We start from the raw sequence: 14,183 nt of genomic DNA, 5'->3' as shown, positions 1-14,183 counted from the left end.
TCTTTTTCCCGAGAGGCTAGCCTACGTAGCTAGATAACATAAAAGCGGATCGGGCTCGTTCAGCCTTGACAGGAAAATAGGAAAAATTGACTGAGGTGCTTTTTGCCTCATTCCATTTTTATCTTTTTCCCGAAAGGCTAGCCCGTGAAGCTAGATAGTTTAAAAGCTGAGCAGGCTCATTCAGCCTCGACAGGAAAGTAGGAAACTATAACTAAGGTGCTTTTTGCCTCATTTATAGTTTATCTTTTTTCCGAAGAGCTAGCTTGTGCAGCTAGATAATTTAAAAGCTGAGCAGATTGTTTTCAATGTTTCTATTATACACAAATATAGAAAATTTAGAATGATAGACGGTTTAGAGGGTGGTGAAATTGAATGGAAATTTACTAGACAAAATATAATGGTTATAAAGAAAATTAAAAAAAATCAAGCATTTAAAGTGGAGTAGTATCTCGTTCTGCATTGCCGTTTTGCAATTTGATTTAGAAAAACAACTAAACATAAACCCACCAAAAATCTCAACTAGTTGATTTTTGATGGGTTTAAATTTAACGATTTACATCACTATCAATGCGCTAACATCTCCTGTGCTATCTCAAATCCAGTCATACCAACAGGATAATAAGTCGGCCAATTATCCATTTCTTCCAATAACTTTTGTTGGCTTTCATTACCAAAATAAATATGGAAATGTGCTGCTTTTGACGGTGCGATTCCATGATCTGAAAATTGAACATACTTATACGGCGTGTCTTCTGTGGCTTCAAATAAATAGCGAACCCCACGATTTCCTGCTTTATACGTTAAGATTTCTTTGCCTGCGTATTTGTATTTCGATGAATACTTCTTATCCCCTACTATAAACGTCATAGCATCCTTGCTAATATCAATTCGATCCACGTCTGTTTGATACCCTTTTTGATAATAGGCTTTGTATTCTTCTGCCGTCATTTTTTTCGTTAGTTTTTCTTTATAATCAAATACTTGATCAAACGTGCCGTCTTCTAAATAAGGAAACACCGATTGCCACTCACCTACATAATCAGAAAGGGCACGATCTTTAACGTTCTTGTCCTCAAAATAACCATTTGAGACCGTCTTGTTTACGGCAGTTTCAGTTAGTTCTTTTTTAGGGGTAACGTCTGTTGATTTTACCAATGCTTCCAAATTCTCTTTCATCACGCTAATATATGTTTTTCCAGCTTTCATATCTTCATTGGTAAGGCCTTCTAACGGATTTAATACAAGTAATTCAACACCTGTCTCGTTTGCTAAGGTTTTCGCTACTCGGTCATTTGCGTTTTCTTCAAAATAGATATAGTTGATTCCTGTTTCTTCAACTAATTTTTTCAGTTCTGCAATCCGAGAAGGCTGTGGTTCTTGATCAGGAGAAATTCCTGCAATTGGTATTTGTTTTAAATTATAATCCAAAGCTAGGTATGAAAAAGCTGTATGTTGGGTGATAAAATTCTTTTGTTTGGCATTCGCTAATTTTGTTTCATATAGCTCATTAAGCTCCGTTAATTGTTCGATATAATCAGCTGCATTTTTAGTAAATGTCGCTTTTTGTTCTGGAAAAAGTTTAATCAAACCATCTCTGATCGTTTCAACTTCTTTGATCGCTCGAAAAGGACTCAACCATAAATGAGGATCATACGCATGGGAATGTCCATCGTGATTTTCTTCTGCTGAATGATCGTGATCTTCACTACCAGGTAAAAGAACCATACCTTCACTTGCTTTGATACTCTTCACATTTTTTAGTGATTTCTCCATCTTAGGAACCCACGTTTCCATGTATTCACTATTGTAAACAAAGGCATCTGCGTCTTGTAGTTTAGCGATTTCTTTTGCAGAAGGTTCATAATCATGGGCTTCCGTTCCGGCAGGCACCATTAAACTAACTTCTCCAATGTCTCCAACAATATTTCTTGTAAATTCATACATTGGATAAAAAGAGGTAACAATCATTAGCTGTTTGTTATTTTTATTCTCTTTTATTTCCGTTTTCGGTTTGGTACAAGCTGTTAAAATAACTCCTAGTAACAATAGTCCTGTGATAATTAGTTTTAACTTTTTTTTCATTTCTGATCTCCTCAATCATTTTATTTATGATGCACCGCACCTTACAAATAATTACTAGTGCGAAAAACGCATTTGTTAAAGAATTTAATTGTTCATTTGACCGCTCCTTTCCGATTCGCGTTCTACAAAACGTAACGATTACGTTTTAACCACATGAGAATATAACAATATTTTTTATCGTTGTCAAGATACAAATAAAAGACCAAGAAAAAAACAATTACGCTTTTTTCTTGGTCTTTATCTACTTTTTTAATATTATTCCATATAAACACTATTTGTAGGCACTACCTGTGCTCCAAAGGGCATCAACGCAAGCTTAGCTAGTTTAAATGACTGCATCCCAAATGGAATTCCAATGATTGTCACGCATAAAATAATGCCACTGACACAATGACCTACCGCTAACCAAAAGCCACTAAAAACCAGCCAAAGAATATTCACTAAAAATGAGGTAGTACTTGTGCTGTACACAACTTTTTTACCGAAGGGCCAAAAACTTAGACCTGCCAGTTTAAAACACTGTAATCCGATTGGAATCCCCACAATCGTAATGCACCAAAGAATTCCTGCTAAAAGCCAAGTCAATCCTCCAAAAAATCCACCAAAGATAAACCAAATAATATTTCCTAGACAACCCATCTTAACTCCTCCTATTTCTACTTTAATTAGATAAAAATAGATTATACTACAAAAATAGAAAACAAACTCCTACTAAAAGCATAAATTTACCAAATTATATAAAATCACTTGTGAACAATCAATAACTTAGTTACTATCGTAAGTATGAATCATTCTTTTACTAAGAAGGAGAGGATTTTATGAGTACAGCAATTGTAGTTTATCAAAGTACACCCATGCTTGGAAAAAATAAATTTCCCAATGGTAATATTCTAGGGATGTTTAAACAAAATAAACTAGTAACAACGTTAAATAGAGCCCTCGAAAAGGAGGGTAGTCACTGGTTAGCTGTTTTAGACAACTCTATAGCTGATATCGACGTTATTGCTCAAAAAGCTGATGCCATTATTTGTGTACCTGGATTGCAAAAGCAGTTTGATATCAAGAATTATCCTAAAGAAAAAGTGTTTTATTTTGATTCTTTACGTTATCATGAATTAAATCTAGATAAAGTTCTCAAATTTCTAGAGTCGATTGAACAATAATATGAAAGGATTGATTGGTATGCATTTATTAGACTATTTGAATGTTAAAACAACTGAACTAACTAAAGAAAAAGTAGTTTTAACAATGAAAATAGAAGATTTCCATAAACAGCCTTATGGAATTTTACATGGAGGAATGAATGGTATTTTGATTGAAACAGCCTGTAGTTTAGGTGCGAATGAACAGCTAGATGAGAATTCTTATGCAGTCGGTATTGATCTTCAAATCAATCACTTAAAAGGTGTTTCTGATGGTACATTAACAGTAATTGCAACTGCTGATCGAATCGGACAAGCAGTTCAAGTTTGGGAAGGAAAAATTTTTAACACCTCAGATGAGCTGACAGCAGTTGGTCGCTGTACATTGATGAGTCGCAAAATGGATACATAAATAGAGGTTCGGCAAAACGTAAAAATAGTTTTGTCAAACCTCTTTATTTGTTTCTAATTCGTTGAATGCTTATTATGAAGGATTCAAAAATAAATAAAGAGACACTTTTTAAACGATCATTTAACTTTTTGCTAAATGATCTCCCCTGTGATAACTTTTAGCTTCATTAGCAAAGAAGACATCACTTCTAATTCCCTTTGATCCACTTCTGAATATTTTTGATTCATAATTTTTTCTCTTTCTTTTTTTACAACTAAATACATCAAGTTCAACTCTTCTGAGGTTAAATTTGATAAATAAACATGATTCGGCTCAGAGTAAGCAAATGCTTCTATTTCAAATGTTTCCGGATTCCGCTTTAGGCTCGTTCTGATCTGAAAACCATTTGAGAAGGTGATCATCTCAACATAAAGATACTCTGAAAAAGTAATCGGTCTACGTTCATAAATTGTTGTTTTTCCTCCAAATATTTCTAATATATTTTCAAGAAAGTTAGATAATGCCGTTCCAATATTTAATTGCTTTGAAAAAGTTTTAGATAATAATAATTTTTCTTGTGTCATATTTTTTACCTCTCACTTCTTATTACCCTTATTATAATCATACTTTTTTTCAAAACAAAGCAAAACGATATTATGTTTTTTTTGAATATAAAAAAGATGCAAAAAAAGAACACCTCAGCTTTCCACTGAAATGTTCTTTTTTATTTATTCTTCTGTTGTCTCTATGTCTGATGTATCAGTTTCAACAACTGTCGTTTCTACACTCTCAACTTCTTCAACGATTTCATCTGGCTCTGGCTCTACAACTGCCATCGTCACAACTTTTGCGTCATCTTCCATTCTCATCAAACGAACACCTAATGTGGCACGCCCTGTTTGAGAAACTGAATCGACATTGAAACGAATAATGACACCTTTATTGGTGATCACTAGAATATCTTCATCACCACGAACAGTCGTAAGCCCTGCTAGTGGCCCATTTTTCGCTGTAATGTTGGCTGTCTTGATTCCTTTACCGCCACGGCCCTTCACAGGGTACTCAGAGGCTTTTGTACGCTTGCCGTAACCATTTTCCGTCAACACTAGAACTTCCGTGTCAGCGTCGAGTAGAGAGGCTCCTACGACGTAATCATCTTCTCTTAGACGAATACCACGCACACCAGATGCTGTACGTCCCATATCACGGACTGCTGTTTCAGCAAATGTCACAGAATAACCATTATGGGTTCCGATGATCATGTTTTGTTCGCCATTCGTTAAAACAACATTGACTAGCTCATCATCTTCTTTTAGACCGATTGCGATCAAACCATTGCTTCTAATGTTAGAGAATGCTTTGACTGCTGTACGTTTAACAGTCCCTTTACGAGTCGTGAAGAATAGATAATGTCCTTCTTCTGCTTGTCCTTCAACAGCGATGATTGCTTGGATCTTCTCACTAGAGTCGATACCTAACATATTGATTACAGGAATTCCTTTAGCTGTTCTGCCATATTCAGGAATTTCATATCCTTTAGCACGATAGACTTTACCGTTATTCGTGAAGAATAATAACGTATCATGGGTTGAACAAGAAACAAGATTTTTCACGAAATCATCATCATGAACACCCATTCCCTGAACACCACGACCACCACGGCGTTGTGCTCTAAATTCACTATTTGCCATTCGTTTGATGTAGCCATTGTTCGTCAAAGTAATCACGACTTCGGCTTCTTCGATCAAGTCTTCATCTTCTAAACTTAGAACTTCACCGACTAATAGTTCTGTACGGCGAGCGTCACCGTATTTATCATGAATCTCACCTAACTCTGTTTTGATGATTTCAACTACACGTTCTGGTCGAGCTAAAATATCATTCAAATCAGCAATAAATTTCAATAATTCTTGATACTCATTTTCGATCTTATCACGTTCTAAACCTGTTAAACGGCGTAAACGCATATCTAAAATCGCTTGTGCTTGACGATCTGAAAATTCAAAACGTTCAATCAAAGAAGCTTTTGCTTCATCATCTGCTTTTGAGTTTCGAATAATTGCGATGATCTCATCAATGTGATCTAACGCAATTCGTAACCCTTCTAAGATATGAGCACGCGCTTCAGCTTTTTTCTTATCAAATTCTGTACGACGTGTAATAACTTCTTTTTGATGCTCTATATAATTTTCAAGAATTTCTTTCAAGCTCAAAATCTTAGGAATCCCTTTTTCGATTGCCAACATATTAAAACCAAAAGAGGTTTGCAATGCTGTCATTTTATAAAGGTTATTCAAGATAACAGAGGCACTGACATCACGACGAACATCAATGACGATCCGCATACCTTCACGAGAAGATTCATCACGTAAATCAGTGATTCCTTCGATTCTTTTTTCACGATGTAATTCTGAAATCCGTTCAATCAAGCGAGCTTTGTTGACCATATACGGCAATTCAGATACTAAGATACGCTCTTTACCGTTTGGCATATCAACGATCTCAACTTTAGCACGAATTGTAATCGATCCTCGACCTGTTTCATAGGCGCGACGGATACCTGATTTACCCATAACTAAACCACCTGTTGGGAAATCTGGTCCAGGTAATACTTCCATCAATTCATTGGTTGTTGCATCGGGATTTTCCATCAATAAACTTGCAGCTTCGATTACTTCCGCTAAATTATGAGGTGGAATATTGGTTGCCATCCCAACAGCGATCCCTGTCGTTCCATTCACTAACAGGTTAGGGAAACGTGCTGGCAGTACATCCGGTTCTTGTTCTGAATCATCATAGTTTCCATGAAAATCGACTGTATTTTTATTGATATCACGTAACATTTCCAACGCAATCTTACTCATTCTAGCTTCGGTATAACGCATGGCAGCAGCACCATCACCATCGACAGAACCGAAGTTCCCGTGTCCATCAACTAACATACTACGGTAGCTAAACGGTTGAGCCATTCGTACCATTGCTTCATAAATGGATGAATCTCCGTGTGGATGGTACTTACCCATAACGTCCCCAACGATACGAGCTGATTTTTTATGTGGTTTGTCTGGTGTTACACCTAACTCATTCATCCCATATAAAATACGGCGATGAACCGGTTTTAACCCATCACGAACATCCGGCAACGCACGCGCCACAATAACGCTCATTGCATAATCAATGAAGGATTCTTTCATTTCACTGGTCAGATTGACGTCTTGAATGTTCTCTTTGATTTCTTCACTCATGAATTTATCTCCTTCTTCATTAAATATCTAGATTCTTCACGTAATGGGCATTTTCTTCAATAAATGCTCGGCGTGGTTCAACACGGTCTCCCATCAACATTTCAAAGATTTGATCGGCTTCGATTGCATCATCAACGCTGACACGTGACATCAAACGTTTTTCAGGGTCCATTGTTGTTTCCCATAATTGATGGTCATCCATCTCTCCAAGACCTTTATAACGTTGAACGCTTGGTTTTGGACTGGCTGGTAGGCTCTCTAAAACTTGAGCTAGTTCTTCCTCAGCATTTTTTCCTGGTTGAACGTAGGTGATATTTTTTCCTTGTTTGACTCCATATAAAGGTGGCTGAGCGATATATACATATCCCGCTTCAACAACCGGACGCATGAAGCGATAGAACAGTGTCAACAACAGTGTACGGATATGTGCACCATCGACATCGGCATCGGTCATGATTACTAATTTGTGATAACGTGCTTTAGATACATCAAAATCAGCACCAAAGCCTGTACCCATCGCTGTAAATAGTGAACGGATTTCTTCATTCGCTAAAATTTTATCCATGCTGGCTTTTTCAACATTCAAGATTTTCCCACGAATTGGTAAAATCGCTTGGAATTCACGGCTACGTCCTTGTTTTGCTGAACCGCCGGCTGAATCTCCTTCGACGATGAAGATTTCGCATTTTTCAGGATCTTTACTTGAACAATCGGCTAATTTACCAGGTAAATTACTGATCTCAAGTGCTCCTTTACGACGCGTTACTTCACGTGCTCGTTTAGCAGCCATACGGGCTTTAGAAGCAAGTAGGCCTTTTTCAACGATTTGTTTCCCAACAGTTGGGTTTTCCATCAAGAATTTATTGAAATACTCAGAGAATAAACGGTCTGTAACAGTCCGAACTTCTGAATTTCCTAATTTTGTTTTCGTTTGTCCTTCAAATTGTGGTTCTGGATGTTTGATAGAAATAACCGCTGTTAATCCTTCACGAACATCTTCCCCTGTTAGGTTTTCGTCATTTTCTTTCATGATCTTTTGTTTACGGGCGTAATCATTGATTACACGTGTTAATGACGTTTTGAAACCTGATTCATGGGTTCCGCCTTCATACGTATGAATGTTGTTGGCGAAACTTAGTAAGTTAGTATGGTAGCCATCTGTGTATTGCATAGAGACTTCAACGATGATATCTTGCTGTTCCCCTTCAATGAAAACTGGTTCTGGGAACAAAACATCTTTATTTGCATTCAAATGCTCTACGTAACTCTTGATTCCACCTTCGTAATGATACTCTTTCAAGACTGGTTTTTCTTCACGTTTATCTTCAATAGAAATTTTTAGCCCTTTATTCAAGAACGCTAACTCTCTAACACGTGTTGCTAATTTATCAAAGATAAAGACAGTTGTCTCTGTAAAAATTTCTGGATCTGGAACAAAATGGACAGTCGTTCCATGACGATCTGTGTCACCAATCACTTTCAAATCATCTTTTACAGCACCTTGGTGGAATTCTTGATAATAAATTTTACCTTCTTTGTAGACTTTTACATCTAACGTTGTTGATAGAGCATTCACAACGGAAGAACCTACCCCGTGAAGTCCGCCGGAAACTTTGTATCCGCCACCGCCGAATTTTCCTCCAGCATGAAGTACGGTAAAGACTGTTTCTACCGCTGGTCTGCCTGTTTTGGCTTGAATACCGACAGGAATCCCACGTCCATCATCGACAACGGTAATACTGTTATCTTCCTCAATTACTACTTGGATACTTGATGCAAAGCCTGCCAAAGCCTCATCGATCGAATTATCAACGATCTCCCAAACTAAGTGATGCAAACCTTCCGAACTCGTTGATCCTATGTACATACCAGGACGTTTACGAACCGCTTCAAGACCTTCTAATACCTGAATCTGACTGGCATCATATTCTTGTGCACGTTCTTTCATGTTTTTTTCTTCTTCTGTCATATAGATGCTTCCCTCTCTATCTCTCCCTGATGAACATAAAAAATATCTGGTTCAACAGTTAATTTATTGTTTAAATGATCCAAACTTGTCGTTGTTAAAAAAGTCTGAACCTTTCCTTCAATCGTTTCTAGCAGGTGCAATTGTCGTTCATTATCTAACTCACTCATGACATCATCCAATAACAACACAGGATATTCGCCTGTTTCTGAATACATTAAATCAATTTCCGCAAGCTTTACGCTAAGAGCCGTGGTTCTTTGTTGACCTTGTGAACCATATGTCTGGACGTTTTGTCCATTTACATTAAAAATCAGATCATCTCGATGAGGACCTAAAAAAGTATTTGCCTTAAACAATTCGCGTTTCCGATTGTCAAGAAGGCTCTGCAGCAGTTGCTTTTGGATCTCTTCTAGTGAAATATTTTCTTTGTCTAACGGGATACTTGAAAAATAGTCGATCGCTAATTCTTCTTTTTCATGGCTGATTTTTTTGTGCAGTAAATTCGCCCAATGCTCTAATTTTTTGATAAATTCTAGGCGAGCAAACAAAACCTTACCACCAAATTCCGCCAATTGTTCTGTCAAAATATCTAAATAAACAAGATCTGACTGTTTTTTTTCAGCTAACTGCTTTAAATATTGATTACGTTGTTTTAAGACAGACTGATATTGAACCAAATCATATAGATAAATCGGATTGACCTGACCTAATTCCATGTCGATAAACTTACGACGTAATTGTGGTGAGCCTTTAACTAACGATAAATCTTCTGGCGCAAATAAAATGACATTTAGTTGACCGATATATGAACTCAAACGCTTCTGTTCAATATGATTGACTTTTGTCTTGCGGCCTTTGTTAGAAATAATGATCTCAAGCGGCACCGTTCCTGTCTTTTTTTCAATAACTCCGCTGATTCTTGCTGAATCGGAATCCCAATGAACCAATTCTTTCTCGTTACTGGTTCTGTGACTGCGAGTCATTGCTAAAACATAAATACTTTCCAAGAGGTTTGTCTTGCCTTGTGCGTTTTCCCCTAGAAAAATATTTAACGTTTTAGGAAAATCTAAGGTCAGCCCATCATAATTACGATAATGCTGCACCTCGATTTCATTCAGTCTCATCGACTGCCTCGCCTTTTTTGACCATAAAAAAAGTACCTTCTTCAGGTATCTCGAGCATCATACCAGCATATAATTTTCTACCGCGGCGATTCTCTAATTCCCCATCTACGAAAACACTATTTTCGGCTAAATACCATTTGGCAGCACCGCCACTGCTGATAACGTCGGCTTCTTTTAAGACTTGACCTAGTGTCATGTAATCAGTTTCTAAAACAATCGTCTTTTTCAAAATGCATCCCTCTTTTTTATCTTCACTTTTACTCTTATATTATACTCTTTTTTACGTCAAAAAACAAATTTATCCGTCTAATTTTCTTTCTAAGCAATTTTGAATGCAATCGATAAAAAATATTCTATCGATTAAAAAAGGCTTAAAATGCATTTTAAGGAGAAATTTGTAAGTTTTGTCTCTTAAAATTTTTTTCAGTGTTTCTCATTTAAGGATTTTTTTGAAAAATAATTGACTTATACAGTCTAACGATATACAATCTAATTGTACAGTCACACTGTATACAATAATTTTATAAAAGGTGTACGCTAAATGACTATCAATAAGATTTTACCTCTAACAGAAACAACTTTTTATATTATGATGTCACTCATTGAACCTTCTCATGGATATGCCATCATGCAAAAAGTAGAAGAAATAAGCAATGGTCGAGTACGCATTGCAGCTGGCACAATGTATGGCGCAACAGAGAATTTATTAAAACAAAAGCTAATTTGTGAGGTTCCTGGAGAAGATAAACGTCGGCGCGTATACAAATTAACAACTGCTGGCAAAAAAGTTTTAAAGCTTGAAGTCGAACGGTTAAAAGAATTAGTAATACTTGCTGACAATTTATTATAGGAGGAACAAATGAAAAAGTTAAAATTATTCATTGATATAAAAAAAGAAGAACAGTATTTAAAGGAAATGGCTGAACAAGGTTGGGCTCTGGTAAAATATAACGTTTGGGGTATCTATACATTTGAAAAGATAGCGCCAAAAACGCTGAATTACAGAATTGACTATCAGACATTCAAAAAGAAAGCTGATTATATTGCGTATCTGACTTTATTTGAAGATAGTGGTTGGCAGCATATCAGTGGTACAAAGAGTAGTGGTTTTCAATTTTTTGTACCCTTAAACAGTAACAATCAAGATTTAGATATATTTTCAGATGCTTCGTCAAGTAATGAACGGTATAAACGTTTATATGATCAAGCTATTCTATGGGCGACATTGATGATTCTTTATTTCTTTCTGTTGCAGCCTTCATTTGAAAATATCTCTTCATGGTATTTGACTTCAAGTATTTGGGCATATACTGGTTTTCAATTGTTTGGAATGATCCTTGTGCAAACATTCTTTTTGAGCCTTCAGATAATGCCTATGATGTTTTTTATGTTTGGTGCTGTCTACTTTACAATTATGGGAACCAAAGCAAAAAAACTTATAAAGAAATATGAGACTGGATAATATCCCTATCTTGATCTTAGCTACGATAAACATAAAAATGTGTGAGTGAAAAACTGAAATTTAGTTTTTCACTCACACGTTTTTTTAAATTTTTTAATTTGTACGAACTGGCGTAATCAATTGAATAAAGTCTAAATCAGTTTCTGTTGGTTCTAAGGTAAATGGACGAATCGCAGAAATAAATTTAACTGTAATGCTCATATCTCCAAATGCACGTAAGGCATCTTTCATATAATCTGGGTTGAAAGAAATTTCCAATGGATCACCTGTTACTTTTTCGTAATTTAATGGTTCTTCCACTTTACCAATTTCTGGAGAATTTCCATAAAGAACAACCGAATCAGAAGCAATAGCTAAACGAACAATATTATTACGACCTTCATGTGACAATAAAGATGCACGATCGATGGCTGATAAAAGTTCGGGAACATAAAAATCAATTTCAGTATTAAAGCTTGTTGGAATCAAACGATTTGTATCAGGATAATTTCCTTCTAACAAACGAGAATAGAAATACATATTTTGTGTTTTGAATAATACTTGATTTTCCATGATACTGATTTCGACCATTTCTTCTTCATTTGTAAATGAACGAGAAAGTTCAGTCAGACTTTTTCCTGGAATTACAATATTGAAATTTTCAGCTGCTTGTTCAATTGGGATGATTCGTTGACTCAAACGATGTGAATCTGTTGCTACAGCTAATAATTTTTGATTTTCTAAAATAAAGTGAACACCCGTTAAAATTGGACGACTTTCATGAAGAGAAACTGCGAAACCTGTTTCATTGATAATTTTTGTCAACAGGTGCACTGGTAATTGAATTTGGTTTTTAGCATCAATTACAGGAAGATGTGGATAATTATCTGCATCTAATCCGTTAACTGTAAAATCAGCTTTTCCGGATGTGATTGCTACTTGGTTGTTGTCTAACACTTCTAAAGTAAACATATCTTCTGGTAATTTACGGATGATTTCTCCAAAAAAACGTGCTTGTAAAACAATACTTCCTGTTGATTCGATTGTCATTTGAGCTTTTTCGTCTTCTTTACTTAGGAAACTTTCAATAGAGATATCTGCGTTACTACCTGTTAGGGATAATCCTTCGTCAGTTAAAACGATTTTTACACCTGTTAAAATTGGAATAGTAGTTTTAGAAGAAATCGCTCTTTGAACGGTTTGTAATTCTTGTAAGAATGTATTTCTTTTTACGGTTAATTTCATAATGATTGAACTCCTTTTTAATTGATTTTAAAAGCATAAATTTTTGCTAAGACAGTTTTGTATTTATATATAAATAAATAATAAAAGTAGTAGGTCCTGTTAATTCTGTGGAAAAGTCAGGAAATGAAATAAAACAGAAGTTTTCCACCTGTGCATAACTTGTGGAAAACTTTTTGCTTTTTCACTTTTTTATCCACAGGCTATGAATTAAGCAAGTTTTTGATTTCCCCAACTTCTTTTTGAATTGTCGGATCTTTTTCCATTAATTGTTGGATCTTTTCGTGAGCATGGATCACCGTAGTATGATCTTTTCCGCCAAACTCGGCACCGATTTTTGGTAGAGAATTTTCGGTCATCTCCCTAGAAAGGTACATCGAGATCTGTCTAGGAACAACAATTGATTTCACACGTTTTTTGCCTTTTAAATCTTTTAATTGGATATGGTAATACTTTGCCACTTCTTCTTGGATTTGTAAAATCGATAGATGATTTTGACTGCCGACAGATTTTAAAGATTTTAATGCATCAGCAGCTAGACTTGTTGTAATATCCTCACCATTAATCGTAGCAAATGCTTGAACTCGGACTAGAGCGCCTTCTAATTCACGAATATTGGAATCGATTTGACCGGCAATGTAACTAAGCGTATCATCAGGAATTTCCAAGCGTTCTGCATCGGCTTTTTTACGTAAAATGGCAATTCGAGTCTCTAAATCAGGCGGCGTGATATCTACAGATAAGCCCCAAGCAAAACGAGAAACTAACCGTTCAGGTAGTTTTGGAATATCGTTAGGTGGTCGATCACTTGTCAGTACGATTTGTTTGTTTTCGTTATACAAATCGTTAAAGGTGTGGAAAAATTCTTCCAATGTTGCTTCTTTTTCGGCTAAAAATTGAATATCATCGACAAGTAGAAGATCAACATTTCGGTATTCTTTTCTAAATTGTTCTGAATTCTTGGTTTGGATTGAATTGATAAACTCATTTGTAAATGTTTCGCTACTGACGTACTTTACTTTAGCATCTGGTTGGTTTTGCAGCATTTGATGACCGATAGCATGCATTAAATGTGTTTTTCCTAAACCAACACCGCCATAAAAGAATAACGGATTATAGATAGAACCAGGATCTTCTGCTACAACTAAGGCTGCAGCGTGAGCCATTTGGTTCCCTTTTCCGATAACGAATGTGTCAAAAGAATACTTTGGATTCAACAAAGCTTTTTTCCCATGTTCAGCAATTTTTTCTTGCGTAACAGGGGCTTTTTTCTCTTCTGTGACAGGCATCGTTTCTTTTTCACCAGTAATAACAAAATGAGGCATCACTTCAGCACCAGTCAATTTAAAGCCGGTTTCAACGATTTTTGCGGCTAAATTCTTTTCCCAATAGTCTTTATGAACAGCAGAAGGAACTTCTAACCATAATTGGTTATTCTCCAACTTTAGCGGTTGCGTTGTTTTTATCCAAGCGTCAAAACTTGGCGCAGATAAAACAGATTGGTAAGTATCTTCCAGATCTTTCCAGAAACTTTCCATATCGGGCAT

Annotated in this window: 14 protein-coding genes; 5 read left to right on the top strand and 9 right to left on the bottom strand. The window is 36.0% G+C overall.

What is annotated here, in order from left to right; genetic code table 11:
- The first annotated feature begins 265 nt into the window (after positions 1-265).
- Entirely contained in the window at positions 266-445 is a 180-nt protein-coding gene (locus IGJ02_RS00070; protein WP_034683609.1) for a hypothetical protein, read from the top strand.
- Positions 446-564: 119 nt separating this feature from the next.
- On the opposite strand, the gene IGJ02_RS00065 is transcribed toward IGJ02_RS00070, so the two are convergent.
- The gene (locus IGJ02_RS00065) at positions 565-2,082 is read right to left on the bottom strand and encodes a zinc ABC transporter substrate-binding protein AdcA (RefSeq protein WP_430602732.1); all 1,518 of its coding nucleotides are present in this window, start codon (positions 2,080-2,082) and stop codon (positions 565-567) included.
- Positions 2,083-2,337: 255 nt separating this feature from the next.
- Positions 2,338-2,721 (bottom strand): YccF domain-containing protein, encoded by a 384-nt coding sequence (locus IGJ02_RS00060; protein WP_010762128.1) that lies wholly within the window; start codon positions 2,719-2,721, stop codon positions 2,338-2,340.
- A gap of 179 nt (positions 2,722-2,900) precedes the next feature.
- On the opposite strand from IGJ02_RS00060, the gene IGJ02_RS00055 reads away from it, so the two are divergent.
- Together IGJ02_RS00055 and IGJ02_RS00050 are read left to right on the top strand one after the other, a co-directional pair.
- Entirely contained in the window at positions 2,901-3,245 is a 345-nt protein-coding gene (locus IGJ02_RS00055) for a hypothetical protein (RefSeq protein WP_010762129.1), read from the top strand.
- Positions 3,246-3,264: 19 nt separating this feature from the next.
- Complete coding sequence (locus IGJ02_RS00050) at positions 3,265-3,636, top strand: PaaI family thioesterase (protein WP_010762130.1); 372 nt, start codon at positions 3,265-3,267, stop codon at positions 3,634-3,636.
- A 131-nt stretch (positions 3,637-3,767) separates the two neighbouring features.
- Here IGJ02_RS00050 and IGJ02_RS00045 read toward each other — a convergent pair whose 3' ends face one another.
- The 5 genes from IGJ02_RS00045 to yaaA all read right to left on the bottom strand — a co-directional run bounded on the left by IGJ02_RS00045 (position 3,768) and on the right by yaaA (position 10,182).
- Positions 3,768-4,199, bottom strand: a complete 432-nt coding sequence (locus tag IGJ02_RS00045; RefSeq protein WP_430602731.1) for a hypothetical protein — start codon at positions 4,197-4,199, stop codon at positions 3,768-3,770.
- A gap of 144 nt (positions 4,200-4,343) precedes the next feature.
- The gene (gyrA, locus tag IGJ02_RS00040; protein WP_430602730.1) at positions 4,344-6,860 is read right to left on the bottom strand and encodes a DNA gyrase subunit A; all 2,517 of its coding nucleotides are present in this window, start codon (positions 6,858-6,860) and stop codon (positions 4,344-4,346) included.
- 19 nt (positions 6,861-6,879) lie between these two features.
- Positions 6,880-8,829, bottom strand: a complete 1,950-nt coding sequence (gyrB, locus tag IGJ02_RS00035; RefSeq protein WP_010762133.1) for a DNA topoisomerase (ATP-hydrolyzing) subunit B — start codon at positions 8,827-8,829, stop codon at positions 6,880-6,882.
- Positions 8,826-9,953 carry a DNA replication/repair protein RecF gene (gene recF, locus IGJ02_RS00030; RefSeq protein ID WP_430602729.1) on the bottom strand — a complete coding sequence of 376 codons (1,128 nt, stop codon included), beginning with the start codon at positions 9,951-9,953 and terminating at the stop codon, positions 8,826-8,828. The genes gyrB and recF overlap by 4 nt, the downstream gene beginning before the upstream one ends.
- The gene (yaaA, locus tag IGJ02_RS00025; protein WP_010762135.1) at positions 9,940-10,182 is read right to left on the bottom strand and encodes a S4 domain-containing protein YaaA; all 243 of its coding nucleotides are present in this window, start codon (positions 10,180-10,182) and stop codon (positions 9,940-9,942) included. Before yaaA ends, recF begins: the two co-directional genes overlap by 14 nt.
- A gap of 312 nt (positions 10,183-10,494) precedes the next feature.
- On the opposite strand from yaaA, the gene IGJ02_RS00020 reads away from it, so the two are divergent.
- Positions 10,495-10,803 carry a PadR family transcriptional regulator gene (locus IGJ02_RS00020; protein WP_430602728.1) on the top strand — a complete coding sequence of 103 codons (309 nt, stop codon included), beginning with the start codon at positions 10,495-10,497 and terminating at the stop codon, positions 10,801-10,803.
- Positions 10,804-10,812: 9 nt separating this feature from the next.
- Positions 10,813-11,415: a DUF2812 domain-containing protein gene (locus IGJ02_RS00015; RefSeq protein ID WP_430602727.1), complete on the top strand. Its 603-nt coding sequence runs from the start codon at positions 10,813-10,815 to the stop codon at positions 11,413-11,415.
- 93 nt (positions 11,416-11,508) lie between these two features.
- Here IGJ02_RS00015 and dnaN read toward each other — a convergent pair whose 3' ends face one another.
- The gene (gene dnaN / locus IGJ02_RS00010) at positions 11,509-12,639 is read right to left on the bottom strand and encodes a DNA polymerase III subunit beta (protein WP_430602726.1); all 1,131 of its coding nucleotides are present in this window, start codon (positions 12,637-12,639) and stop codon (positions 11,509-11,511) included.
- Positions 12,640-12,839: 200 nt separating this feature from the next.
- A complete protein-coding gene (dnaA, locus tag IGJ02_RS00005; RefSeq protein WP_010762139.1) occupies positions 12,840-14,183 on the bottom strand; it encodes a chromosomal replication initiator protein DnaA in 1,344 nt (447 codons plus the stop codon).

Origin of the sequence: Enterococcus sp. DIV0724b (assembly GCF_050531475.1) — a bacterium.
GTDB classification, from domain to species: domain Bacteria; phylum Bacillota; class Bacilli; order Lactobacillales; family Enterococcaceae; genus Enterococcus_L; species Enterococcus_L haemoperoxidus.
This window is presented reverse-complemented; position numbering and strand designations above follow the sequence as displayed.